Origin of the sequence: Haemophilus sp. CCUG 60358, assembly GCF_001679485.1 — a bacterium.
GTDB lineage: Bacteria > Pseudomonadota > Gammaproteobacteria > Enterobacterales > Pasteurellaceae > Haemophilus_D.
On sequence record NZ_LZOZ01000018.1, the window covers coordinates 1 to 25,982 of the forward strand.

Consider the following 25,982-nt stretch of genomic DNA (forward strand, 5'->3'; position numbering starts at 1 on the left):
GGCTTCCTCCTGAAGTCTGAGCTTTCTCAACTCCTTTAGGTAAGCGACCTCCGCTTCAAGCTGTAAAATTCTCAGACGTAAGCGGTCTTCTTCTGTTTTAGGTGGAGGAGGCATTCTGGCATATTTAGGTTTCATTGGCGGTCGTCCTGATGGTTTATAAGGAATAAGTCCTTTTATGCCACTTTTTTCAAAGCGTTTCAACCAGGTTCCAACTAATGTGTCAGAGGGGATATTGTAAAAACGAGCGGCCTCTCTAATGCTCATTTTCCCTTTTAGGATAGGTTGAAGAACCTGTAATTTAAATTCTGTTGTGTAGTGTTTACCCATAAAAAAATCTGCACCTCAATTGTTGGTTGTTTAGTCCAACTTTTGGGGTGCAGATCAAATTGAACCGCACTTTTTATTTATCGACTTATTATATTATTGCGCAAGTAACACACCTAGCGCGGAATAGAGGGATTGAGCGGCTTCATTTGGTAATGCCTTGCCATCTTCATCAGTGATCACGACCGCACTTTGTTTACCTACTGCGGAGATTTGCATTTGGTAAACACCTTTTTCTAGATTAGGCGGATTCAGACCTAAACGTAGCCACTCTTGTTTATCCAATGGTTTATATTTTAACTCGCGATAACCACGTCCAGCAGATTCCGATGTGGCTTTAAAGCCTAATTTCGGTAAAACCGAACCTAAACGTTGCCATGCTTGACCAAAACTTGAATCCATACCTAATGCCATTCTACCGTTCGTATCAGTAATTAAACCTGATTGGAAAGGTCCTGCCGAGGCATTATTTAAATCTTGTTGTTGCTTGTTATAAGCGTTAGTAAGCGCAGCAACAAAACGATTTAAACGATCTGATGCATAACGCTGTTTATCTGCTTGATTTGGTGTGTAAATCACACCATCACGACGCATTTGTTCGACAGAAACAGCCAACGCACTCGCATCTTGCGCTGTAACTTGTTCAATTTTATAACGGATCTCTGTATTGGCTTTATCATCTGCACGATCTGTTGGCGCCCAGTCACTGATTAATTCTGCACCATTTAAAGTCGAATTTGTGCCTTCTTCTTTCAATAAGCGCTCAATTTGTTTGAGGTTATAAAGTTCTGCTTGTGCATCCGTATAAACAATCAATGCACGTTCGCCATCAAATTGTGTTAAAGAGTTTTTGATAATCGCTAATGGTGTTGAAGGCGGACGAATATCCACGCGTTCTTTTTTCGCATTAAGCTGAGGAAGTTCATAAGTCGGATCAGCTTGCGGCAATGTTACACCACCACTTGCTAAAGGAGAAAAGCTCGGTATTTCACGATCAGAATTTTGATAAGTGTCATTAGCCGTCTGCATTTTTTCCACGCTATTTGAACATGCCGATAACAATGTAGCTGCGACTAAACTCAGTACGATTTTTTTCATTCCTTAAATCCTTTCAATAAAAAATAATTAGAATAATGACCGCTCTTTGACAAATAAAAGAGCTGAAAGTTTAAAGGGCTGTAAAAACAACCCTTTAATTCATTAAATTAATCCTGCAACTTTTAATGCTTCTTCTACTTTGACTTGTGCACTTTCGCTTAACACAGTGAGTGGTAAACGTAAGTGTGGAGTCTTAATTAAACCTAAACGATACGCTGCCCATTTGACCGGGATTGGGTTTGATTCAATAAATAAATCTTGGTGTAAACGCATTAAGCGGGCATTAATTTCTTCCGCTTTTGCGAAATTACTCGCTAAAGCATAACGACACATTGCCGCCATATCTTTTGCTGCAAGGTTATTTGTTACAGAAATAACACCCTCTGCGCCTAATTTCATCGCTTCTAAACCTGTTGCATCATCACCACTTAATATAATGAAATCTTTACCAGCTAATTCTTTAATCGCAGTGATACGAGTTAAATCGCCTGTTGCCTCTTTAATCCCTACAATATTCTCAATTTGAGACAAGCGTGCTACGGTTTCAGGTTTCATATCACTACCGGTACGACCCGGTACGTTATAAAGAAGTTGAGGTAAATCTGTGCATTCTGCAATCGCTTTAAAATGTTGGTACATACCTTCTTGCGTCGGCTTATTGTAATAAGGCACAACAGATAAACAACCCGCCACACCACTATCACGCAATAATTTTGTCATCACGATAGCTTCGCTTGTTGCATTTGCACCAGTGCCTGCGATAATTGGGATGCGACCTTTCGCTAACTCAACTGTCTTTTCTATCACCTTCACATTTTCTTCAATGCTTAATGTCGCAGATTCTCCTGTTGTGCCTACAGATACAATCGAATCAGTACCAGCATCAATATGAAATTCAATGAGTTTTTTTAATGTTTCAAAATCAATGTTTCCGTGGTTATCCATCGGAGTTACTAAAGCAACAATACTGCCTGAAAATAAAGGGGTTTGCGTAGTCATAAGTTCTCCATTTACATCTATTCTGCATTTAACAATAATATTTGAAAATACTTGGTTATAATCGCTAAAATAGTTTGAATTTACAAATCATTTTTCACATTTTTAAGGATTTTTTATGAAAACATTACAAGTGGGTGATTTAGCACCACAATTCACACTTTTAAATCAAGACAATCAACCTGTTTCACTCAGCGATTTCAAAGGTAAAAAAGTACTCGTATATTTTTACCCAAAAGCATTAACGCCGGGCTGTACAACTCAAGCCTGTGGTTTGCGTGATGCTAAAAGTGAGTTAGAAAAATTAGGTGTAGTTATTTTAGGCATCAGTACAGATGCACCCAAAAAACTCACTCAATTTATAGAGAAAAAAGCACTCAACTTCACCTTACTTTCTGATGAAGATCACCAGGTTGCAGAACAATTTGGCGTATGGGGAGAAAAGAAATTCATGGGCCGTGTTTATGATGGTATTCATCGCATTACCTTTCTCATTGATGAACAAGGCAAAATTCAGCACGTTTTTGATAAATTCAAAACGAGCGAACATCATCGAGTTGTCTTAGATTACCTACAATCCCTTTAAAATACCTCTCAACACAACCGCGCTTTCTATGATTTATCTCAAAGTGCGGTCAAAAAATTGTTCATTTCTCTAATTTATATTTACGCTCTATTTTCCATTTGATAGAATTTGCAATCTAATTGAAATTCATTCTCAATTAATTTTACATTTTTATTACACATACAAGGACAATCAAATGCTACAACTTTTCGAGTTTTTACAACAATACAGTGATTACGTGATTATCGGGCTTCTACTTCTTATGAGTGTGATCATGCTCGCAGCCGTGATTGAACGTTTTCTCTTTTTAAAGCATGTGAATGTAGCAAAATATTCCAATATTCACGCACTTGAAATTGATTTAAATCGCAATATGACCGTGATATCCACTGTCGGTGCTAACGCACCTTATGTTGGTCTATTAGGTACGGTAATTGGAATTTTATTAACTTTCTTCCAAATTGGTCATGGTGATGGCGAAGTTGATGCTGGCGCCATTATGATGCATCTTTCCCTTGCATTAAAAGCAACCGCACTAGGTATTTTAGTTGCCATTCCTTCTATGATGTTCTATAACGGTTTAGGTCGTAAAGTGGAAGTTAACCGATTGAAATGGAAAGTATTAAACACTCAAAAAGATAAGGAATAATCGTGAAAAAATTTGATGAAATCAACATTATTCCTTTCATCGACATTATGTTGGTGTTATTAGCGATAGTGTTGGTCACTGCATCCTTTATTTCTCAAGGGAAAATTAAGGTGAATGTTCCCAAAGCGAGTTCAACGGTCGCATTCAAATCAGATGAATTAACAAAATTATTAACAGTTACGGCTGACAAGCAACTTTATTTTAATGATAAGCCCATTTCACAAGAAGCGCTTGAAAAAGAAATTATGGGTTGGAATAAATACCAAAAAGTAACGTTAAAAATTGATGCTGACGCCTCTTTCCAAGATTTCGTGACCATTACCGATATGTTATCGAAAAATGAAATCAAAAATGTCGTCATTGTTTCCATGAAAGATAAAGGCGCCCCAAGCAAAACGACTCAAGGAAATGAATCAAAAAATACGCCTGAAGTGGGTGGAGTTGCAAGCGGAGGCGTTGGAGTAGGACGTAGTCAATGAACAGCCAACAAACCAAACGATCATTATTAGGTTTGCTTATTTCTTTATTGGTTCATGGTAGCATCCTTGGAGCGTTATTTTGGAACTGGCATACGCCACATGAAGCGGCGAGTAATGCTCCAGGTGAAATATCCACGACGATTTCAATGGAAATGATTCAAGGGATGAGAGTGGAAGAACCCGCTCCTGAGCCGGAACCTGAATCTCAACAGGCAGAGCCAGAACCTGAAAAACAGGAAGTCGTCTCGGATCCAACAAAGAAACCAGAACCTGAGAAGAAAAAAGAACCTGAGAAAAAGCCAGAAAAACCAATAGAAAAACCGAAACCGAAAGAGAAGCCAAAGGAAAAACCTAAAAATGAGGTAAAAGCAGAGAAAGCGGTAGAAATACCGAAGAGCCTACCGATTGGCGATAAGAATATAAATTCAACGGCTACGGCAAATTCTAAAGCAACGACCACAGGTCAACCTGGTACAAATGGCGTTCAAGGTGGCTCAGGTACCAATACGGATGAGCTAAATGCTTATCGTGCAGCTATTCGACGTGAAATTGAACGACACAAGCGCTACCCTGCTCGAGCGAAGATGATGCGTAAACAAGGTGTTGTGAGCGTGAGTTTTAGTGTGGGTGCAGATGGCTCCTTATCAGGAGAACGTGTCACAAACTCCTCTGGTGATGAAAGCTTAGACAACGCAGCACTTGAAGCTGTGAGAAGTGCAAGACCTGTTGGTCCAAAACCAGCTGGATTTGCTTCTTCAGTAAGCGTACCAATTAGTTTCACCATTCAATAAATAAAAAGGCGAACATAATGTTCGCCTTTCTTTTTGCTAATTTTAATTAGCCCATACCGTATTTTTTCAATTTCTTACGCAATGTACCACGGTTAATGCCTAGCATATTCGCTGCGCGGGTTTGGTTACCGCGGGTGTATTGCATAATCATATCTAACATCGGGTGTTCAACTTCCGCTAATACTAATTCGTAAAGATCATTCACATCTTGACCATCTAATTGTGATAAGTAATTGCGTAAAGCTTGTTTTACAGAATCACGTAATGGTTTGTTTGTTACTTGTGATTGAGAGTTTAAAACTGAAACGGTTAACGCTTCAGACGGACTACGTTGTTGTTCTAACATTTTTCTTTATCCAAAATTGAATTTAAAAAATCTTCCAGCACAATTAACTGCTCTTTCGGTTCATTAATTGCGTTAAAAGTCTGTCTAAAAACGGAATCGGGTTGAATTCCCTGTAAATACCAAGCTACGTGCTTACGGGCTATTCGATAGCCTTTTTGCTCACCATAGAACTGATGAAGTTCCTGAATATGACGCAAAATATGACCGCACTTTTCACGCAAACTTGGAGTTTGAATTATCGAATCATGTTCCACTAAGGCCTCGACGGCTTGAAAAAGCCATGGGTTGCCTAGTGTGGCACGACCGATCATTATTGCATCGGCACCTGTGTACTCAAGTACCTTTTTCGCTTTCGAGGCAGAATCAATATCACCATTCGCAATGACTGGAATTGAAATTGATTGTTTGACTGCTCGAATATTGTCGTATTCCGCTTCCCCTTCAAATAAGCATTCTTTCGTCCGCCCATGAATGGTTAAAGCTTGAATACCAGATTGTTCTGCAATTTTGCCGATTTGCACACAGTTTCGGTTTGCCTTATCCCAACCTGTGCGAATTTTTAACGTCACAGGTACATCAACGGCATTCACGACTTCTTTTAAAATTTTCTCCACTAAATCGGGAAATTGAAGCAATGCAGAGCCCGCTAGCTTTCGATTTACTTTCTTTGCGGGACAGCCCATATTGATGTCGATAATTTCAGCGCCATAGGCTACATTAATTGCTGCAGCTTGGGCCATTTCTAAAGGATCAGAACCTGCGATTTGCACCGCATTTAATCCTAGCTCTTCACTATGTGCTAAACGAAGTTTCGATTTCTCTGTATGCCAAACTTGAGGATTGGTGGACATCATCTCTGAAAACGTTAATCCCGCACCGTAATAGGCACATAAACGTCGAAAAGGTTGATCCGTGATACCTGCCATGGGTGCCAATAAAATACGATTTTTTAATTCATAAGAACCAATTCGCATTTTATGTTATCCCCAATTACAAGTCCTAATCTCTAGCAAGTCAGGCAACTGCAGTCACCGACAAGGGGTGCTATATTACGCATTTTTCGTTTTTTTGCAAAGGGAAATTTGTTCAAAAAATGCACTTTTTTTAATTGACAAAAAGAAATTAAGCCAATTTTAATTTACCTGTAATACGGCACCATTCCTCTTTCACCGCCATAGGATCTAAATCAAAGGATTGTGTATAAGCATCACATACCGATTCTGCTTGAGTTTCTAAAATACCCGATAATCCAAGATCACCGCTCTCTTTCACTAGTTGAGAAATAATCGGATAAAGTTCTTTCAATGGCCCCGCAAGAATATTCGCCACAACGACATCCGCTTTTAAATCTGCAGGTTTATCATCGGATAAGAAAAGTTGAAGACGATCCGCCACCCCATTTTGTTCTGCATTATTTCGACTGGCGAGAATTGCTTGTGGATCGATATCAATACCGATTGCATTTTTAGCCCCTAATTTAAGAGCAGCAATGGCAAGAATTCCAGAGCCACAGCCAAAATCGATCACTGTTTTGCCTGTTAAATCTAAACCATCTAACCACTCTAAACAAAGTGCAGTTGTTGGGTGTGTACCTGTCCCAAAAGCTAAACCAGGATCAAGCATCACATTAACCGCATTTTGATCCGGCACTTCACGCCAGCTTGGGCAAATCCATAAACGTTGACCAAATTGCATTGGGTGGAAGTTATCCATCCATTCACGTTCCCAATCTTTATCCTCAATTTGCTCAATTTTGTAAGCGGTGTTTTCATCTAAATGATGTGCTTGTTTAAGCAAGCTCACAATTTCATTCATATCGGTTTCTGCATCAAACAATGCAATCACATCCGTATTTCCCCACAAACGTGTTTCGCCTGGAAGTGGTTCAAAAATCGGTGTATCTTGGCTATCCATAAATGTGACCGAAACTGAGCCGATTTCTTCTAAAAAATCGCTAATTTTCTCAGCTTTTTCATTTGTACTATTTAAGCGAATTTGAATCCACGCCATCTTCTTTTCCTTTTAATTAATTTCTTTATGTAACCATCTGGGTAATAAACTTACGCCTAGGGCTGAAACCACAATAATGATAATCCCAAGCGCTGAAACAAGTGAAACCTCTTCGTTGAGTAATAATACTGCCAAAAAGACACCAAAAATCGGCTCAAGTGCGGTCAAAATTCCCGAGATTTTTGCATCCACCGAATTTAAGCCTTTATTCCACAACCAAAAGGCAAACCAACTACATACTACACCGAGATAAATCAAACCGAAGAAACCAAGCCAGTTAAAATGGATATCCCAGTTTTCCGTCAGCAATAAAGTAAATGGCAGCATGGTGATGCTTGCTAACACAATCGAAATGGATGTATAGGCTTGTGCTGAAACCGTTGCCACCACTTTTTTCGTCCAACGCAAGCAACAAGCAAACACAATACTTGCCGCCACTACTAAGGAGCAACCCAATAAGCTAATTTCACTTGCGCCTTCATTGCCCTGCCCGCCTAGAATTAAAATGGCCACGCCTAAAAAGGCAAAAGCCCCACACAACCAATGATACCATTTCGCACGATCTTGAAAGAAAAAATGCCCAATGAAAATCACACATAATGGTTCTAATCCAATCATGGTCGTTGCACTCGCCGCGCTTGTATATTTTAAACCAATGAATCCCAGCAAAAAGGTCGCGGTATAATTGAAAAAACCTAGCCACCAAAGCTGTTTTCGCATCGGTTTAGACACGCCTTTCCAACGACGAAAAAAGAGTGGCATCACAATAATCGCCGCCATTAATAAACGGGCTTGGATCATCAAAATGGTGTCCATCATTGTAAAGGTGTATTTAGCGGCAACAAAGGAACTACTCCAAATAAACAATGCTAGGATCTGGTAAATCATAAAGTGCGGTCCATTTTTACTATTTTTTTGTGCCGAATTGGTTACCCAAGATGAAAGCAATCAAGCCAAATACAAGTGCAGGTACAATGGCATTAAAACCAAATAGTTTGATACCAAATTGAGTCAGTAGCACATAACTACTTAATCCCACCACCATTGAGCTTATTGCACCTGCTGCATTTGCTTTATCCCAATAAATGCCTAATACAATCACCCAAAGGAATGCTGCTTCTAATCCACCGAAAGCAAATAGATTCAACCAAATAATCATATCAGGTGGATTCAGTGCGGCAAGAATTAACAACGCCGATAAAATTAGTGTAATGACTGATGAAATACGGCTAATTCGTTTTTCATTCTTCGCGGCTTCAGGTTTGCTTGCAAGATATAAGTCTTTCACAAAAATTGAGGATGATTGAATGAGCTGCGCATCAACTGTGGACATAATTGCTGACATCGGTGCTGCTAAGAAAATCCCTGCAACAATAGGTGGGAGCACTTCCAACATTAAGGTTGGAATGACTTTATCTGACACCGTTAAATCTGGCACAACGGCACGCCCTAAAGCCCCCGCCAAATGCATCCCTAACATAATAACTGAAAGGACAATCGTACCAATGAGCATGCCTCGATGTAAGGCTTTACTATCTTTGAAAGCCATGCAACGCACGGCTGTATGTGGTAAACCTACCACACCGAAACAGACTAAGATCCAAAATGATGCCATAAATTGAAAATCAAGCATCTCATTTGGGCCGTAAGGGCTTACTAAGCTCGGATCAATTTCAGTTAATTTATTGACCGCACTTTCCACGCCACCGAGATGGTAAATCACGCCCACTAATAGTACGATTGTGCCAAAAATCATTACGGTACCTTGAATCGTATCAGTTAATACGACGGCTCGGAAACCACCAATAAACGTATAAATGCCAACCGTTAAGGCAAAAATAAGTAAGGCGTGAGTATAAGGAATCCCTATCGTAGTTTCGAGCAATCTTGCGCCACCAATAAATTGCACAACCATAGCGGCAAAGAAGGCAAGCAACAATGCTAGACTGGAAATCCAAACGAGATATTTATTTTTATAACGATAGAGAAATAAATCATTGATAGTAAGCGCATTGGTCTCACGAGAAAGTAATGCAAACTTTTTGCCCAATGCACCTAAGGCTAGCCAAACAGCCGGCACTTGGATCATGGCGAGTAATACCCAGCCTAGCCCATATTTATAAGCTGCCCCTGGTCCACCAACAAAAGAACTGGCGCTTGCATAAGTGGAAGCCGTTGTCATCGCAAGGACAAAGCCCGTCATGGAGCGATTTCCTACATAATATTCCGTAAGGAAATCACCTTTACTGCGTTTTACATAAGCAAATAATGCCGCGCCAAAGATGAAGACTAAATAGATAGCTAATGGGAGAATAATACCTAAATTCATTATTTATTCTCCTTTGGCTCAACATCTAGCGGGATATCTAGAAAGACAATTTTGACAATCCAATACCCAATGACTACAAACAAAATGGGTAAATAAATACAGGATAATTCAAACCATAACGGAAAACCTATCGGCCCGGGTGAATCTTTCGGGAGATAAGCGCACACACACCACCCAATCACATAAAAAATAGCCAAACCTAATGCCCAGCGAGCTTCCTTAGCCGCTTGCTTATACCGTTGTGAAAGTTCCATTTTGAGTTCCTATTAAAAAATTTTACCGTCAGATAATTATTCAACGATAAACAAAAAGGCAGAAATACTCTGCCTTTACCTTAAAATTATGAATTAATCATACATCCCTAATTTCTTCTCTAAATAGTGGATATTTGCACCACCTTTTTGGAAGTTTTCATCTTCAAGAATAAGTTCATGAAGAGGGATATTTGTTTTGATACCATCAATGATCGTCTCTGATAATGCATTTTGCATACGACGAATTGCGACATCACGAGTATCACCGTATGTGATTAATTTTGCGATCATAGAATCGTAGTGTGGTGGAACGGTATAACCAGCATATACATGAGAATCCCAACGAACCCCTAAACCACCTGGTGAGTGCAAGTGTGCAACTTTACCTGGAGATGGTAAGAATGTTTTGGGATCCTCTGCATTGATACGGCATTCAATCGCATGACCTTTTACTTTAATATCTTCTTGTTTGTAAGAAAGTGGTAAACCAGCCGCAATACGCAATTGTTCTTTCACTAAATCTACACCAGTGATCATTTCTGTTACTGGGTGTTCTACTTGAATACGAGTATTCATTTCGATGAAATAGAACTCACCATTTTCATATAAAAACTCAAATGTACCTGCACCGCGATAGCCAATTTCAACACAAGCCTTCGCACAGCGAGAACCGATATCACGACGAACTTCTTCGGTAATACCCGGTGCTGGTGCTTCTTCCACGACTTTTTGGTGACGACGCTGCATAGAACAATCACGTTCAGCAAGATAGATTGCATTACCGTGCGTATCCGCTAAAACTTGAATTTCAATATGGCGTGGATTTTCTAAATATTTTTCCATGTAAACCATATCATTGTTAAACGCTGCTTTTGCCTCTGCTTTGGTCATCGCAATGGATTCTTCAAGTGCATCCTCGTTACGTACCACGCGCATACCACGACCGCCGCCACCACCAGATGCCTTGATAATAATTGGATAGCCAATACGTTTTGCAATTTCTTTATTTTTCGCGATATCGCTACCTACTGGGCCATCTGAACCCGGTACACAAGGCACGCCCGCTTTTTTCATTGCTTTAATCGCAGAAACTTTATCTCCCATCAACCGAATAACGTCTGCAGTTGGACCAATAAAGATAAAACCAGAACGCTCAACTTGCTCTGCAAAATCCGCGTTTTCAGAAAGGAAACCATAACCAGGGTGAATCGCATCCGCACCGGTTACTTCTGCTGCAGCAATAATCGCAGGAATATTTAAATAACTTTTTACAGATGGAGCAGGTCCGATACAAACTGTTTCATCTGCAAGTAATACGTGTTTTAAATCACGGTCAGCGGTAGAGTGAACCGCCACAGTTTTAATGCCTAATTCTTTACAGGCACGCAAAATACGCAGTGCAATTTCACCACGGTTAGCAATCACAACTTTTTCTAACATAACAATTTCCACTTGGGTAAAAAAATGGCGAGAAAGCTCGCCATTTCAGATTGATAGGGATTATTCGATAACGATCAATGGTTGATCAAATTCAACCGCTTCGCCATCATTGACTAAGATTGCTTTAACCACACCAGCTTTATCAGCTTCGATACGGTTCATCATTTTCATTGCTTCAACGATACAAAGTGCATCGCCTACTTTGACTGTTTGTCCCACTTCCACGAAAGCTTTCGCTTCAGGACTTGGGCTACGATAGAATGTACCCACCATTGGTGAACGTACTTGGTGTCCTGACACTTCAGCTGCAGGCGCTTCCGCAGGTGCAGCCGCTGCAGGTGCTGGCGCAGCTGCCGGAGCCGCAGCGGGTGCTACAGGCGCCGCTGCATATTGAATCGCAGCTGGTGCAACTGCTGGTGCTGCACGACTAATACGTACTGTACCTTCTTCTTCTTGCACTTCTAATTCAGTGATACCCGATTCTTCTACTAATTCAATCAGTTTTTTGATTTTACGAATGTCCATACGCTCTTCCTAAAAATATTAATGAATTTTCAACCGCACTTTCAAAATTCACTCCAAAGTGCGGTCATTTTGAAACCTGTTTTTTGTGTCGGCAAGATTACCGCAAAATCACGTACTTTGCGATAAATTTCTGCGAAAATCTGTAAATTTTGTGAAATTTTATGCTTTTTTATTTAAAAAATCTAACGCGAATTGGAGAGCAAACTCATAGCCTTTCGCACCTAAGCCACAAATCACCCCTTCAGCCACATCACTAAAGTAAGAATGGTGACGGAATAGCTCGCGCTTATGTACATTAGACAAATGGATTTCAACAAAAGGAATTGACACAGCAAGCAACGCATCACGCAATGCAACACTGGTATGCGTATAAGCTGCTGGGTTAATTAAAATAAAATCCACTTTCTGAAAACTTTGATGAATCTTATCGATTAACTTTTCTTCGCTATTTGCTTGAAAGCACTCCAAATTCACATCATGCTGCGCCGCAAGTTTTGCCACATTTTCTTCAATGGCAGATAACGAAAGCGAACCATAATGTTTCGGCTCCCTTGCACCCAACATATTTAAGTTCGGGCCATTTAACAGCAAAATATTGAATTTTTTTGACATTTTCACATCCTTTAACTTGTGCGAATTATAGCGATTTTTTGTGTAATGGTGGTCTTATCTCTAGACGATTTTGGTAATAAATTCTGAATTTAAATCAATTAGCGGTAAATCTGAGCCTGGCCACGCACGTAATACCTGATGTTGCATCAAATTTAACGTATCTAATCCTGGTGTCACATTGGGTGTATATTGTGCCGCAATACGAGCAAGTTGCGTCAATCCTAGACTACTTTCAATGCTCGAGCTAATTACTGCTTTTATGCCTAAACTATGTGCTTGTGCGATCAGTTTTTGACAATCTTGTAGCGAACCAACCAGTGTTGGTTTAATCACAATAGCACTTAAGTGCGGTTCCTTTTCTACAAGAAAATCTGGCTCACGTACACTTTCATCCCAAGCAATATCAATGCCTGTTTGAGCTGCAAACTGGCGGCTCTCTTCACGGGTTTTACAAGGTTCTTCCAGAAATTGAATGCGAGAACGATGTTGTAGTTTTACTTTCTCCGCAAATTTTAATGCCTTTTCCAACGTCCATTGACGATTCGCATCTAAACGTAATTGCAAATCAGGAATGGCTTCAAGAAACATATCCGTAATCAAACCATCACGATTCGCTTCATACATGCCCACTTTGATTTTAGCGATTTTGTCACCTGGCATTTGATTAAGTTCTGCATATAACTCATCAGGATCGCCATAGCACAAAGGGGCGGTGTGATAGTTACCTTCCTCATTTAAATAACGTTTCATCTCATCCATCGCCGTGCTAATACCGAAAGCAACGGAGGGATAACAACCGTCAAGTGGCACTCTTGGCGCTTCGCAGCTTGCATGACACCAATTCGTCAGCCATTCAATGGCTTGCTCTTGCGCTTGTTCGATGGTTTCCTCGCTAAACCCAGGTAAAGGTGCAATTTCTCCCCATCCATCACGGCTACAAGAAACACGCACGATTAACCCCTCACGACGTTTTAAAAAACGTCCACGTAAAATTAACTGACTATCGACGGGAATAGAATAACGATAAAGATTAAATGATTTGGTTTCCATCTTATTCTCCTTGATGGTAAAAGTGCGGTTAAAAACACACAGATTTTTAACCGCACGTATTCTATTTAAAAGGCACTTGTTTCATAAATAATTTACGTTTTACTCTCATAAATTCGTTTATGATTCTTTCAAAGACTGAAAATTTCGTTTGATTTTCACAAACCGACTCTCGACCTTTTTGCAAACTACTTTCAAAAGGCTTATCCGGATTCACAACAAAATCTTGCACACAAATCCCTGGTGAAAGCTGAACCACTTTATAATCCTTTAAATTCAAAAAATGCTCAAAGATAAGAGAATCAATGGCCACTTCAAGGGGTTTATTTTTCACCTGTTCGAGAAGATATTTAGCGCCTTTCGCTGTCACGGTATAACCCGCCGTTCCTGATTGCTTAAATGTTATGGGATAAATCTTTCTATCATACTTTGCTGGTCTAGGCGCGCGAAATACCATTCTTCCATTAGCTTCAAGCTTCAATACATCAATATCATCAGGCAAATAATCGACTTCTAACAGCTCTTTTGCATTCTCGCCTAAGTAAACATCATCTTCAAAAATATTGATATAATCCAAGCTCTTTTCTAATGCTAAATTCCATAGTGAGATATGACTTAACGCACAACCGATTTCCCCATCCCATAATTTAGCTTCTGAAGAGCGATCTAAAATAATATTAAATTTCTTTGCAACATCCTCAATACGATCTGGTGTCACTGCATCAAAAAATGAAAAAAGGATATTTTGCCGACCAAATTCTTGTTCAATATGTTTGCGACGTTTTGTTTCTCTGGTTAAGCTAATCACATAATTATGTTGTTTCACACAGGACATAAAATAATTCTAAAATATGAATAAGGATTGAGATATATCACGACAAAGCGGTTAAAAACATACAGATTTCTAACCGCACTTTTATGTTCAAATTAAGGATTGCGTCTAAATTTGCTGAAGTCTGGTGCGCGTTTTTCGTTGAACGCGTTACGACCTTCTTGTCCTTCTTCAGTCATATAGAACAACATGGTTGCATTACCCGCGAGCTCTTGTAAACCTGATTGACCATCACAGTCTGCATTTAATGCGGCTTTCAAGCAACGTAATGCAATTGGGCTGTTACGTAACATTTCACGACACCAACGCACAGTTTCTTTTTCTAAATCAGTATAAGGCACGACAGTATTCACTAAGCCCATATCTAATGCTTCTTGCGCATTATATTGACGACATAAGAACCAGATTTCGCGCGCTTTTTTCTGACCAACTAAACGCGCCATATAACTTGCACCCCAGCCACCGTCAAATGAACCTACTTTAGGACCCGTTTGACCAAAAATCGCATTCTCTGCTGCAATGGTTAAATCACATAACATATGAAGTACGTGACCACCACCAATTGCATACCCAGCTACCATTGCCACCACTGGTTTTGGACAAGTACGAATATCACGTTGGAAATCCAATACATTTAAGTGATGTACACCGCTTTCATCTTTGTAACCGCCGTAGTCACCACGAATTTTTTGGTCACCCCCGGAACAGAATGCTTTTTCACCTTCACCAGTTAAAACAATCACGCCAATTTTTTCATCGAAACGAGCGTTAGAAAATGCATGGATCATTTCTTTAACTGTTTGAGGACGAAATGCATTACGCACTTCTGGACGATTAATGGTGATTTTTGCAATACCGTCTGTCGATTTGTGGAAACAAATATCGGTATAGCCTTCGCTATGATCAACCCACTCAACTGGTGCATATAAAACATCATCTTTTGGATTTTGCATTGTTCTTTCCTTTATAAGTGTAAAAAGTGCGGTCATTATAGCGGAAGTTTTTTAGTTCGGGAAAGAAAATCAATTATTGAAGACTTTACAATTATGTCGTTATTGTTAAAATTCCGCCATTCCAACTTTAGTAAGGAAATTTAAGTGAAAAAAATTATTTTTTTAAGCAGCATCATGTTATTGAATGCTTGTAGTTTATTCGGGTCATCACAATCAACTATCCCTGCTGAATTCGCACAAGCGGACTATCTCCTGTCTGATGCCAATGCGAAAACATGGGCTGTAGCAAGTAAACAAGCTGAACAATGTATCTATCCAAATTTAACTCGCATTCAACAACAACATTTTGCCAAAGAAGATAGCTATATTCATTCCCAATATGTCTTTTTCTATCCGTTAGAAAAAATCATCGGTGAAGACTATGTAAAAATGATTCAAAAAGATGAAAAATCGATGAATTATGCGACCTACCAATTTAAAAAATTCCGAGCAGAAATTGGTGATGTCGATGCATTAGAACCCAAAGATTGCCAAATCTTACGTACTCAAGCAAAAGAAGACTTAGATGTGGTGAAAGGCCAGTATGTAAATGGCATGGTAGATGAAACGAAAAATGACGATGGCACACTGAAGAAAAGTGGTGATGGCATTGCCACCAATCAAAACAAATTCTTCTTTGATATTATTAAATGGGGCTCTGCTCTCCTTCTTTAGTAATTCTACTCTTCACGATCAAAATCAATTAAATGCACGATTCGGATGGAAAATCGTGCATTTTTTATTGCCTAATTACAAATCTTCAAAAACTAATACCTTTATTAATGAATTTAACCTATAATAGAAGATAATGATTATCATTAATAATGAGGTAAATATGATTATTTCATCCGCAAACGATTATCGTCAAGTTGCTAAACGTAAGGTTCCCCCATTTATGTTTCATTATGCTGATGGTGGCTCTTACTCTGAACATACACTTACACGTAATGTAAGCGATCTATCTAACATAGCATTACGGCAACGTGTGCTCAATGATATGTCTCAATTAAATACTGAAATTGAATTATTCGGTGAAAAGCTTTCTATGCCGTTAGTATTGGCTCCTGTAGGTGCATGTGGCATGTACGCAAGTCGTGGTGAAGTTCAAGCCGCAAAAGCTGCTGATAACAAAGGTATTCCATTTACGCTTTCAACTGTATCAATTTGTCCAATTGAAGAAGTAGCTCCAACACTCAAACGTTCCATGTGGTTCCAACTTTATGTTCTAAAAGATCGAGGTTTTATGAAAAATGCGCTCGAACGAGCAAAAGCAGCAGGTTGCAAGACATTAGTCTTTACTGTAGATATGCCAACCCCTGGTGCACGTTATCGTGATATGCATTCAGGCATGAGTGGCGAATATAAATGGCTTCGTCGAACATTACAAGGTTTCACTCATCCATTATGGTCTTACGATATGCTCATGAAGGGGCGTCCATTTACATTAGGTAATGTTTCTCAATATATGGGTAAACCGGTAGGGTTAGATGATTACATTGGTTGGTTAACTGACAACTTCGACCCTTCTATTTCGTGGAAAGATTTAGAATGGATACGTGATTTTTGGGATGGCTCGATGGTTATCAAAGGTATTTTAGATGCTGAAGATGCTAAAGATGCTGTTCGCTTTGGTGCTGATGGGATCGTGGTATCCAACCACGGAGGTAGACAACTAGACGGTACACCATCAACAGCTCAAGCTTTACCTTATGTCGCCGATGCCGTCAAAGGTAATATAAAAATTCTTGCAGATAGTGGTATTCGTAATGGATTAGATGTAGTACGTATGATTGCATTAGGTGCCGATGCTACTATGATTGGTCGTTCTTTTGTATATGCTCTTGGAGCAGATGGTCAACGTGGCGTAGAGAATATGCTCGATATATTTCATAAAGAAATACGTGTAGCAATGACACTAACAAGCAATAAGAATATCACAGATATTACTCGTGATGCTTTAGTGGATTTCAGCAAATAAATTTTAAATTTCATAATCTAAAATCATTTAACAGCGTGAATATTTTACGCTGTTTTTATTTTATTAGAAAACGATTGCGATCAAAAAAAGCTTATCTTTTCAGGAAAAAAGAAAAATAGTCGTTTTAATCCGATCCATTTTCCGTTAGTCTATCTAGAATTACTTTTTACAAGGAGAAAACATCATGACAACGCTTTTTGATATCGCACAAAACTGGTTAAACCAAGATCCTGATGCTGAAACTCACGCAGAATTAACCGCACTTTTAACGGCGGCAAAAAATGGTGATGAAAAAGCACACGCTGACTTACAAGCTCGCTTTAGTGACCGTTTACAATTTGGTACTGCTGGGCTTCGTGGACCGCTACAAGCAGGTTCTATGGGTATGAACCGTGTTTTAGTGGCACAGGCAGCAGGCGGTTTAGCGGATTATTTAAAAGATTACGACAAACAGCCTTCTATCGTGATTGGTTACGATGGTCGTAAAAACTCTGATGTTTTCGCACGTGATACTGCTGAAATCATGGCGGGTGCAGGCGTGAAAGCTTACTTACTTCCACGTAAATTACCCACTCCAGTATTAGCTTACGCAATCCAATATTTTAATACCACTGCGGGTGTCATGGTGACTGCAAGTCACAACCCTCCGGAAGATAACGGTTATAAAGTTTACTTAGGTAAAGCGAACGGTGGTGGCCAAATCGTTTCTCCTGCTGACAAAGATATCGCCGCATTAATCGATAAAGTCGCAGCGGGCAATGTAAAAGATTTACCTCGTAGCCAAGATTATGTGGTGTTAGATGATGAAGTAGTTAATGCTTATATCGAAAAAACAGCTTCTCTTGCTAAAGAACCTAAAGCAAACATTAACTACGTTTATACCGCAATGCACGGTGTAGGCTATGAAGTATTAAGCAAAACCTTAACCAAAGCAGGTCTTCCACAACCTCATATTGTGGCAGAACAAGTATGGCCAGATGGCACATTCCCAACAGTAAACTTCCCTAACCCAGAAGAAAAAGGTGCATTAGATTTAGCGATTAAAGTAGCAAAAGAACACAATGCAGAATTCATTATTGCCAATGACCCTGATGCAGACCGCTTAGCGGTTGCTGTTCCAGATGCACAAGGTAACTGGAAACCTTTACACGGCAACGTAGTAGGTTGTTTCTTAGGTTGGTATTTAGCAAAACAATATCATGTAAAAGGTGAGAAAGGCGTATTAGCGTGTTCTTTAGTGTCTTCTCCTGCACTTGCTGAAATTGCGAAAAAATACGGCTTCCAATCAGAAGAAACCTTAACCGGTTTCAAATACATCGGTAAAGTTCAAGGCTTATTATTCGGTTTCGAAGAAGCGCTTGGTTACTTAGTAGACCCAGATAAAGTACGCGATAAAGACGGTATTTCAGCGGCGATCGTATTCTTAGATTTAGTGCGTCATTTAAAAGCACAAGGCAAAACCTTAGCGGATTATGCCAATGACTTCACACAAGAATTCGGTGCTTATGTAAGCGGCCAAATTTCTATCCGTGTAAGCGATTTATCTGAAATTGGTAAATTAATGACTGCACTTCGTAACACGCCTCCAGCTGAAGTAGGTGGTGTTAAAGTGGCACAATTCATCGACCACACTAAAACTGATCGCCAAAGCGACATCCTCGTATTCGTACTAGAAAACGGTAGCCGCTTAATCGTTCGCCCATCTGGTACTGAGCCAAAAATCAAGTTCTATCTTGATGCTCGCGGTAAAGATCCAAAAGACGCGGATCAAGTTTTAGCTCAATTTGATGAAGGCGTTCGCCAAATTCTGCGTCAAGATGCTTACGGCAAACAAGATTGCTAATTGAGCAAACTATTAAATGATAAAAAACGCTAGGTTTGATGCCTAGCGTTTTATTTTTGCTTATTTCAATGCAAGTTGTAACTTGCCCTGATGTTTTTCTAATAAAGCCTCTGCTTGAGCACGATCTAATCCACTCAGAATCATCATAATCGCTAATTTCGCATTTTGATCAGCCTGCTTTAATGTCTCTTCTGCGATTGCCTTATCACAATCCGTGGCTTGCATGACGATGCGAATGGCACGAGCTTTCAGCTTTTCATTACTTGCCTGCACATCCACCATTAAGTTTTGATAGCATTTACCCATTAAGATCATAGAAGCCGTAGTCAGCATATTCAGTACTAATTTTTGTGCTGTGCCTGATTTTAAACGGCTCGAACCAGTCAGCACTTCAGGCCCTACTACCGTATCAATAGCAATATCCACAATATTTGCCATCGCTGAATTCGGGTTACTCGCAATCGAAACCGTCACTGAACCTAAACTTTTCGCATATTCCAATGCACCAACCACATAAGGTGTTCGGCCACTGGCTGCAATACCCACCAACACATCTTTTGAGGAAAATTGAATGGTTTGTAAGTCAATCACGGCTTGTGCTTTACTGTCTTCCGCCCCTTCAATTGGATGACGCAATGCGCGCTCGCCGCCTGCAATAATACCTTTTACCATTTCAGGTGAAACGCCAAATGTTGGCGGGCATTCAGAGGCATCTAATACCCCCAATCGACCACTGGTCCCTGCGCCAATATAGACTAATCGACCACCTTGTTGAAATGCAGCAACAATACATTCGACTGCTTGGGCAATTTGAGGTAAACATTTTTCAATTGCCAAAGGTACTTGTTTATCTTCCTGATTCATTAACTGCACAATTTCCAATGCAGACAAGCTATCCACATGCATGGAATTGAGATTCCGTTGTTCAGTAATTAAAGTTGAAAGGGTCTGTAATAAATTCTCTGCCATGGTTTATTCCTTTGGAAAAATCGCCCCTAAACTGACCGCACTTGTGGCGCCCGTCACACTCGGCAAATTAGCCGGCAAATTATGCATACGACGATAAGCCAACCAAGCAAAAGCCGCAGCCTCCACATAATCGATATCAAGTTTTAATTCAGTCGTCAGTTGAATACGCCAATTTGGCAACGCCTGTTTTAAACCATTCATGACCGCCTGATTTTTAGCACCTCCGCCACAAACAAGTAATCTGCATGGTAATGTCGTCTGAATATTATGAAGGGCTAAAACAATACTTTGCACGGTAAATTCAGCCAAGGTGGCTTGCACATCTTGTGGTAAAAGTGCGGTCGTTTTGCCTGCTATTTTTTGAATTTTATTCTCTAGCCAAGCCAAATTAAATAATTCACGCCCTGTGCTTTTCGGTGGTGGCAGTTGAAAGAAATCTTCATCTAATAATGCCGCTAACAAATCTGAATTCACTTGACCTGAAACCGCCCACTCACCATTTTTGTCGTAAGCTTTACCTTGATGTTTTTCGATCCATTGGTCGAGCAAGGTATTACCCGTTCCTGTATCAAAGCCAATGACAGGCTGTTTAGGTATCAGTAACGATACATTACTAATACCGCCAATATTAAGCACCACCGTTGCCCAATGAGGATCAAAAAAGACCGCTTGATGAAAAGCTGGCACTAGAGGTGCGCCTTGTCCACCAAACGCCATATCTTTGCGTCGTAAATCACCAACGACCGTAATGCCTGTTTTAGCGGCTAATAAATTCATATCACCGATTTGAATGGTAAACGGAAATTGACCTTTTGGGGAATGCCACACTGTTTGTCCATGACAGCCAATGACTTCGATCTGTTCTGGCTTTAACTGGTGTTTACGTAAAAAGGCATTTACGCAATCGGCATAAAGCAAGCCAAATTGATGATCGAGTTCACCCAATGCTTGTAACGACGTTTCGCCCGATTGAATAAGTGCGGTCACTTTTTCGCGTAAATTTGCCGGCATCGGCGTAAAATCTGCTGCAATTAATTTGGTTTGATTCGATTGGATGTCAGTAAGAGCAATATCTACACCATCAAGACTGGTGCCCGACATAATGCCAAGATAATAAGTCATAATATTCAATTCGTGAGTTTTTCAGAATTATAGCGGATTTTAAAAAAATAAAAAAAGAGAGAACATTGTAGTTCTCTCTTTTCATCATGGATGATTCTTATAAGTCGTCAATGACTAAATAGATTTTTGCTACTGGGCCATGCACGCCAATCACTTTAATCAATTCAATATCTGCCGTTGAACTTGGACCTGAGATAATATTGATACAAGATGGCATACGGTCGCCTTGTTGTGCTTTATCGTGTAATACTTTCGCCACTTGTGCAACACGTGGAAGTACTTGGCTTTTACGTACAACAACAATCGATTTTTCAGGTAATAAACTCACTGAACGTCCACGATCTGCGCTAGAGAATAAGACGATCCCGCCAGTTTCCGCCAAACCATATTCTGCATAAACCACACCAAGATTAGCTTTTTCAGAAAAACTAATATTATCTTGTGCCGTTTCTGGTGACCATGTATGGCAAGTATATTTCGCTTCAAGCGCCGCTGGAATACCAAGTGCGGTCAATCTTTCATCAGAATTAAGCACAACATCACCGCCGCCATATTTTTCACAGAGAGCAAGTAAGGTTTGTACTGCATCAGACTCTCTACACACATTTACATCCACCATCATGGTTTTAGCAGAATTGGTAAATTCATTCGCTAAATCAACCGCACTTAAATGGGCTAAATGCTCAGTTGGGTACGTATTGACAGGGGCATCCATCGGTTCAGGTATGATAGCACGGGCTTTACCCATTTTCGCCGCTAATTTATTAAGAAAATTTTCGCGATTTTGTAAATCCATGCTTATTACCCTCTCTCTCTATTATTAAACCATTGACGGAAGCTTTCGCCATCTGCTTGTGGTAAATCTCGTGCTTTTGCCCATTCACCCAATGCACCAAATGTAATTGGTGCTTTCCCATTTTTGATCAGCTTACCCGCTAATTTTGCACCGATATTCACACCTGTTTTCCATAGTGTTGGGTTGGCATTGGCTGTAGTGAAACCCAAAATAGATAAACGTTCCATCGCGGGAGTTTTACCTAACTCTACCATTTTCTCGCGGTGTTTTAAGATTAACTGCGCTAATGGAATACGCACTGGGCAGACCGAATTACACGCATTACATAAAGAACAAGCATACGGCAATTCTTTGAATTCATCATAGCCACCTAGTAACGGAGAAATCACTGCACCAATTGGACCCGGGTAAATAGAACCATATCCATGACCACCGATTTGACGATATGCCGGACAGGTATTCAAACAAGCACCGCAACGGATACAACGTAAAACTTCTTGGAATTCAGACGCTAAAATATCTGAACGGCCATTATCCACAATAACCAAATGGAATTCTTCGGGACCGTCGGTTTCGCTAGCAAGACGAGGACCAGTTAACCAAGTGTTATAACCAGTTAATTTCGCCCCTACCGCACTACGAGCAAGCATCGTAATTAACACATCCACTTCTTGGAAAGTTGGCGCTAAACGCTCCATTCCCATCACTGCAATATGCGTTTTCGGCAATGTCGTCGCTAAACGTAAGTTACCTTCGTTTGTCACCAAACAAACTGAGCCGGTTTCCGCTACGGCAAAGTTACAACCACTGATACCGATATCAGCTTCTAAGAAATCTTGACGAATTTTTTCACGTACGAAACGCGTCATATCTTCAGGCGTTTCTTCGCCTTCGTAGCCGAGTTTTTCAGACAAATCTTTACGGATTTGGTGACGATCTTTGTGAATTGCAGGCACAACGATATGGGATGGTTTATCACCTGAAATTTGTAATAGATATTCACCTAAATCGGTTTCGATCACTTGCATGCCCTCTTTTTCAAGCACTTCGTTTAAACCGATTTCTTCAGTCACCATGGATTTAGATTTTACGATTTTCTTCGCATTTTTCTCTAATGCTACTTTACGAATATAAGCACTCGCTTCTTCGGCAGTTTCAGCAAAATACACTTTACCGCCATTTTCAATCACTTTTTCGCTTAATTGATACAAATAAGCATCTAAATTAGCTAAAACATGGTTACGAATCTGTTTAGATAAATCACGCCATCCTTCCCAATGACCTAATTCATCCACCATTTTTTGACGGTTAGCGCCAATAGTTTCTTGGGCTTTCACTACCGCTTTACGCATGATGGTGTTATGCACTTCATGATCGACACGCGCTTTAAAAGGAAGATTACTGGTTTTCAATGACATCTTATTTCTCCCCTTGCATTAATACTTCCGCAATGTGCATCACTTTGATCTTGCTGCCTTCGCGTTGTAAACGACCACCAATGTTTAATAAACAACTTACATCTGCACCAATTAAATATTGTGGTTCAACCTCTTCAATATGCTCAACTTTTTCTTTTACCATTTCGCCAGAAATCTCTGCCATTTTCACAGAGAAAGTTCCACCGAAGCCACAGCAAGTTTGTTGATTATGAATAGGAAGAAGATCTAACCCTTTTACGCCTTTCAAAAGAGCGATTGGTTCATCAACAATGCCTAATTTACGAGTAAGACTACAAGAAGGATGATAAACTGCTTTACCCGGCAAATAGGCGCCAACATCTGTTACACCTAATTTATTGACGATGAAATCCGTTAAATCACAGAAACGTGCGACGACCTTTTTCGCTCGCTCAGCCCAATCTAACTCACCAACTTTGGTGAAATAGTCAGGATAGTTTTTGATAGCATAAACACAGGAACCTGCAGGGGCAACGATGGGATAATCGTTCACTTCAAAGGTTTCGACTAAGTTTTTCATGCCTGGGATGGCTTGTTTGGTGTAACCGCTATTTAATGCAGGTTGCCCACAACAGCCTTGTTTTTCAAGGAAGATAACATTACAATCGAGTTTTTCCAGCAGTAATACGGTGTTTTTCGCCACACCGCTCTTTACTACGTCAGCAATACAGGTAACGTAGAAATTTACGTTCATAAATAATTACTCCAACAGTGATAGAAAATAAAAAGTAAAATATTCGATAAAAGTTAAGCAACCGCTGACAAAGTGCGGTTGTTTTTTGCCTCTATTTTAGAGCGCATAGAATAGCGGAATTAAGAAACTTGCGCAAAGGGCTGCAATGATACCGTAAACGACCATTGGTACAATCGTAGTCTTAATGATTGTTCCTTCTTTGTTTTGAATATTCAACACGGAAGAAACTGCTACGATATTATTAATACATACCATATTACCCATCGCACCACCGACTGATTGTAACGCCAGAATTAAAGTCACAGATAAACCTGTAGTTTCTGCTGTTGATAATTGTACACTACCGAATGTTAAGTTAGATACCGTATTTGAACCTGAGAAGAATGCGCCTACCGCACCTAAGAAGGATGAGAAGATTGTCCAGTCACTACCGGTAACTTCTGCAAAGGTACGACCTATGATTTTCACCATAGAATGCTCGCCACCCACTAACATCAAGTTTACCATCACTAAGGCACCCATTAAGGCAATAAATGGATTTTTTACTTGGCTTAAGCTTGCACTAAAAATGCCTTTTGTTCTGCTGAAGTTCACGCCAAAAAGTGGTAATGAAATTAATACGGTAATTACAAATGGAATTAACGCAGGCACATAAAGTAGTTTATAGCTTTCACTCACTTCTGAACCGAAGATATTTTTCAAACTAAAAATTAAACCTTTGCTGACTTCAAATGTACCTAATGAACCTAACGCTGTGGAGAACCACACATCTTTATTATTCATTAAGCCTTTTAAGCCTAATTCTGGAATACGTGTAACGATTAAGAATAAAATTAATAAACCAGTAGGGAGTAATGCTTTAGCAACTTGGCTAGCACTTACGGCATTATTATCCAAATTATTTTCTACTTTCGCTAAACCAATACCTTTATTTGCCACAAACACAGAAATAAAGAGACCAATTGCGCCACCAACTAATGATGGGAACTCATAGTTAAATTGTGCAATTAAGAAGTAAGGAATCACGCAAGAGAATACGCTGATATAAATGAAAACAATATTTTGACGGATTTCTTTCCAGGTCACCATGATGCGTAATGCCATCAATGGAATCACTAATGCGGCAATGGAGTGGATAAACGCTGTCATCGAACCAATTTCAAGAATCGATTTTGAATCTAATTTTAACGGACCAAAACCGAACCAAGTTGGTGTACCTACCGCCCCAAAAGAAACCGGAACCGAATTCATCACTAAAGCTAACATTGCGACTTTTAATGGATTAAAACCTAACCCCATTAAAATTGGAGCGGCAATCGCTGCTGGTGTACCAAAGCCACTTGCCCCCTCAATCATAAAAGCAAATGCCCAACCGATAATCATTAATTGTGCAACTGGGTTTGGGTTAATATTTCCTAACCATTTACGCATCGTATCGGTTGCGCCAGATACTTCTGAAAATTTGTTAAAGAGAATTGCGCCAAAAATAACAGTAATTGGCGTTTGAACAGCTACGATAGCTGCGGTCACATTCGCACTAATCGTCACTATGTCGGTATTAAAATGAAGAAGGTGAACTCCCATTACTAAAGTTGCAATCCAAGGTAATGCAACATAAGAAGGTAATGCATTACGCTTTACCATTAAATAAATCAATAAAATGATCGGAAAAACACTAAGAATAAAAGATAGGGTCATACTTGCTCCTCTTGCATAACTAAAATTGCGCGTATTCTATGGGTTTTAAAGAAAAAACCTATACCCTATTAAGTGAAATTTATTGAAAATGTGACAAAGATCTCATAAATTTTTAACATTTTCCTTTTATCCTTGT

The 25,982-nt window shown here is 39.8% G+C and carries 27 protein-coding genes and 2 pseudogenes; 7 read left to right on the forward strand and 22 right to left on the reverse strand.

All coding sequences use genetic code 11. The features are described from left to right. The 4 genes and pseudogenes from A9500_RS11005 to dapA all read right to left on the reverse strand — a co-directional run. Positions 1-204: pseudogene (locus A9500_RS11005) on the reverse strand (IS3 family transposase); the annotation flags it as partial. After that, a pseudogene (locus A9500_RS11010) lies at positions 199-327 on the reverse strand (transposase); the annotation flags it as partial. The pseudogenes A9500_RS11005 and A9500_RS11010, both read right to left, overlap by 6 nt. A gap of 93 nt (positions 328-420) precedes the next feature. Next, entirely contained in the window at positions 421-1,422 is a 1,002-nt protein-coding gene (gene bamC, locus A9500_RS08740) for an outer membrane protein assembly factor BamC (RefSeq protein ID WP_065244629.1), read from the reverse strand. Between the two features lie 102 nt (positions 1,423-1,524). Beyond that, a complete protein-coding gene (gene dapA / locus A9500_RS08745; protein ID WP_065244630.1) occupies positions 1,525-2,421 on the reverse strand; it encodes a 4-hydroxy-tetrahydrodipicolinate synthase in 897 nt (298 codons plus the stop codon). A 115-nt stretch (positions 2,422-2,536) separates the two neighbouring features. Here dapA and bcp point away from each other — a divergent pair, with 115 nt between their 5' ends. From bcp to A9500_RS08765, 4 genes are all read left to right on the forward strand, one after another. Beyond that, positions 2,537-3,004 (forward strand): thioredoxin-dependent thiol peroxidase, encoded by a 468-nt coding sequence (bcp, locus tag A9500_RS08750; protein WP_065244631.1) that lies wholly within the window; start codon positions 2,537-2,539, stop codon positions 3,002-3,004. Positions 3,005-3,179: 175 nt separating this feature from the next. Then, positions 3,180-3,632: a TonB-system energizer ExbB gene (exbB, locus tag A9500_RS08755; protein ID WP_065244632.1), complete on the forward strand. Its 453-nt coding sequence runs from the start codon at positions 3,180-3,182 to the stop codon at positions 3,630-3,632. Between the two features lie 2 nt (positions 3,633-3,634). Then, the gene (exbD, locus tag A9500_RS08760) at positions 3,635-4,111 is read left to right on the forward strand and encodes a TonB system transport protein ExbD (RefSeq protein WP_065244633.1); all 477 of its coding nucleotides are present in this window, start codon (positions 3,635-3,637) and stop codon (positions 4,109-4,111) included. Next, positions 4,108-4,902 (forward strand): energy transducer TonB, encoded by a 795-nt coding sequence (locus A9500_RS08765; protein WP_065244634.1) that lies wholly within the window; start codon positions 4,108-4,110, stop codon positions 4,900-4,902. Before exbD ends, A9500_RS08765 begins: the two co-directional genes overlap by 4 nt. 46 nt (positions 4,903-4,948) lie before the next feature. On the opposite strand, the gene fis is transcribed toward A9500_RS08765, so the two are convergent. From fis to menB, 12 genes are all read right to left on the reverse strand, one after another. Further along, positions 4,949-5,248: a DNA-binding transcriptional regulator Fis gene (gene fis, locus A9500_RS08770; RefSeq protein WP_005696908.1), complete on the reverse strand. Its 300-nt coding sequence runs from the start codon at positions 5,246-5,248 to the stop codon at positions 4,949-4,951. Beyond that, on the reverse strand, positions 5,242-6,222 hold the full coding sequence (dusB, locus tag A9500_RS08775) for a tRNA dihydrouridine synthase DusB (RefSeq protein WP_065244635.1): 981 nt from the start codon (positions 6,220-6,222) through the stop codon (positions 5,242-5,244). The genes fis and dusB overlap by 7 nt, the downstream gene beginning before the upstream one ends. A gap of 148 nt (positions 6,223-6,370) precedes the next feature. Continuing rightward, a complete protein-coding gene (gene prmA / locus A9500_RS08780) occupies positions 6,371-7,258 on the reverse strand; it encodes a 50S ribosomal protein L11 methyltransferase (RefSeq protein ID WP_065244636.1) in 888 nt (295 codons plus the stop codon). Positions 7,259-7,270: 12 nt separating this feature from the next. After that, positions 7,271-8,146, reverse strand: a complete 876-nt coding sequence (locus A9500_RS08785) for a DMT family transporter (protein ID WP_065244637.1) — start codon at positions 8,144-8,146, stop codon at positions 7,271-7,273. A 19-nt stretch (positions 8,147-8,165) separates the two neighbouring features. Then, complete coding sequence (gene panF / locus A9500_RS08790) at positions 8,166-9,587, reverse strand: sodium/pantothenate symporter (RefSeq protein WP_065244638.1); 1,422 nt, start codon at positions 9,585-9,587, stop codon at positions 8,166-8,168. Next, positions 9,587-9,841, reverse strand: coding sequence for a YhdT family protein (locus A9500_RS08795; RefSeq protein WP_065244639.1), 255 nt, complete (start codon positions 9,839-9,841; stop codon positions 9,587-9,589). The genes panF and A9500_RS08795 overlap by 1 nt, the downstream gene beginning before the upstream one ends. 93 nt (positions 9,842-9,934) lie before the next feature. Continuing rightward, entirely contained in the window at positions 9,935-11,281 is a 1,347-nt protein-coding gene (gene accC / locus A9500_RS08800) for an acetyl-CoA carboxylase biotin carboxylase subunit (protein ID WP_065244640.1), read from the reverse strand. A gap of 60 nt (positions 11,282-11,341) precedes the next feature. After that, entirely contained in the window at positions 11,342-11,806 is a 465-nt protein-coding gene (gene accB / locus A9500_RS08805) for an acetyl-CoA carboxylase biotin carboxyl carrier protein (protein WP_065244641.1), read from the reverse strand. 159 nt (positions 11,807-11,965) lie between these two features. Beyond that, complete coding sequence (gene aroQ / locus A9500_RS08810; RefSeq protein ID WP_065244642.1) at positions 11,966-12,418, reverse strand: type II 3-dehydroquinate dehydratase; 453 nt, start codon at positions 12,416-12,418, stop codon at positions 11,966-11,968. 60 nt (positions 12,419-12,478) lie between these two features. Continuing rightward, positions 12,479-13,468, reverse strand: a complete 990-nt coding sequence (gene menC, locus A9500_RS08815; protein WP_065244643.1) for an o-succinylbenzoate synthase — start codon at positions 13,466-13,468, stop codon at positions 12,479-12,481. 61 nt (positions 13,469-13,529) lie between these two features. Next, positions 13,530-14,300, reverse strand: a complete 771-nt coding sequence (locus A9500_RS08820; protein WP_065244644.1) for a glycosyltransferase family 25 protein — start codon at positions 14,298-14,300, stop codon at positions 13,530-13,532. Positions 14,301-14,392: 92 nt separating this feature from the next. After that, entirely contained in the window at positions 14,393-15,250 is an 858-nt protein-coding gene (gene menB / locus A9500_RS08825; protein WP_065244645.1) for a 1,4-dihydroxy-2-naphthoyl-CoA synthase, read from the reverse strand. A gap of 144 nt (positions 15,251-15,394) precedes the next feature. On the opposite strand from menB, the gene A9500_RS08830 reads away from it, so the two are divergent. The 3 genes from A9500_RS08830 (at position 15,395) to A9500_RS08840 (ending at position 19,110) form a co-directional block, all read left to right on the forward strand. Then, positions 15,395-15,964 carry a DUF5358 domain-containing protein gene (locus tag A9500_RS08830; protein ID WP_083180408.1) on the forward strand — a complete coding sequence of 190 codons (570 nt, stop codon included), beginning with the start codon at positions 15,395-15,397 and terminating at the stop codon, positions 15,962-15,964. Positions 15,965-16,124: 160 nt separating this feature from the next. Beyond that, positions 16,125-17,267, forward strand: a complete 1,143-nt coding sequence (gene lldD, locus A9500_RS08835; protein WP_065244646.1) for an FMN-dependent L-lactate dehydrogenase LldD — start codon at positions 16,125-16,127, stop codon at positions 17,265-17,267. Positions 17,268-17,451: 184 nt separating this feature from the next. Next, on the forward strand, positions 17,452-19,110 hold the full coding sequence (locus A9500_RS08840) for a phospho-sugar mutase (RefSeq protein ID WP_065244647.1): 1,659 nt from the start codon (positions 17,452-17,454) through the stop codon (positions 19,108-19,110). Between the two features lie 60 nt (positions 19,111-19,170). Here the strand turns inward: A9500_RS08840 and murQ are convergent, their stop codons facing one another. The 6 genes from murQ to A9500_RS08870 form a co-directional block, all read right to left on the reverse strand. Beyond that, positions 19,171-20,079, reverse strand: coding sequence for an N-acetylmuramic acid 6-phosphate etherase (murQ, locus tag A9500_RS08845; protein ID WP_065244648.1), 909 nt, complete (start codon positions 20,077-20,079; stop codon positions 19,171-19,173). 3 nt (positions 20,080-20,082) lie between these two features. After that, the gene (locus tag A9500_RS08850) at positions 20,083-21,201 is read right to left on the reverse strand and encodes an anhydro-N-acetylmuramic acid kinase (protein WP_065244649.1); all 1,119 of its coding nucleotides are present in this window, start codon (positions 21,199-21,201) and stop codon (positions 20,083-20,085) included. A 97-nt stretch (positions 21,202-21,298) separates the two neighbouring features. Further along, complete coding sequence (locus A9500_RS08855; RefSeq protein ID WP_065244650.1) at positions 21,299-21,997, reverse strand: lactate utilization protein C; 699 nt, start codon at positions 21,995-21,997, stop codon at positions 21,299-21,301. 5 nt (positions 21,998-22,002) lie between these two features. Then, positions 22,003-23,415, reverse strand: coding sequence for a LutB/LldF family L-lactate oxidation iron-sulfur protein (locus A9500_RS08860; protein ID WP_065244651.1), 1,413 nt, complete (start codon positions 23,413-23,415; stop codon positions 22,003-22,005). Between the two features lies 1 nt (position 23,416). Beyond that, positions 23,417-24,148, reverse strand: a complete 732-nt coding sequence (locus tag A9500_RS08865) for a (Fe-S)-binding protein (RefSeq protein ID WP_065244652.1) — start codon at positions 24,146-24,148, stop codon at positions 23,417-23,419. 96 nt (positions 24,149-24,244) lie between these two features. Beyond that, complete coding sequence (locus tag A9500_RS08870; RefSeq protein WP_065244653.1) at positions 24,245-25,846, reverse strand: lactate permease LctP family transporter; 1,602 nt, start codon at positions 25,844-25,846, stop codon at positions 24,245-24,247. Positions 25,847-25,982 lie beyond the last annotated feature (136 nt).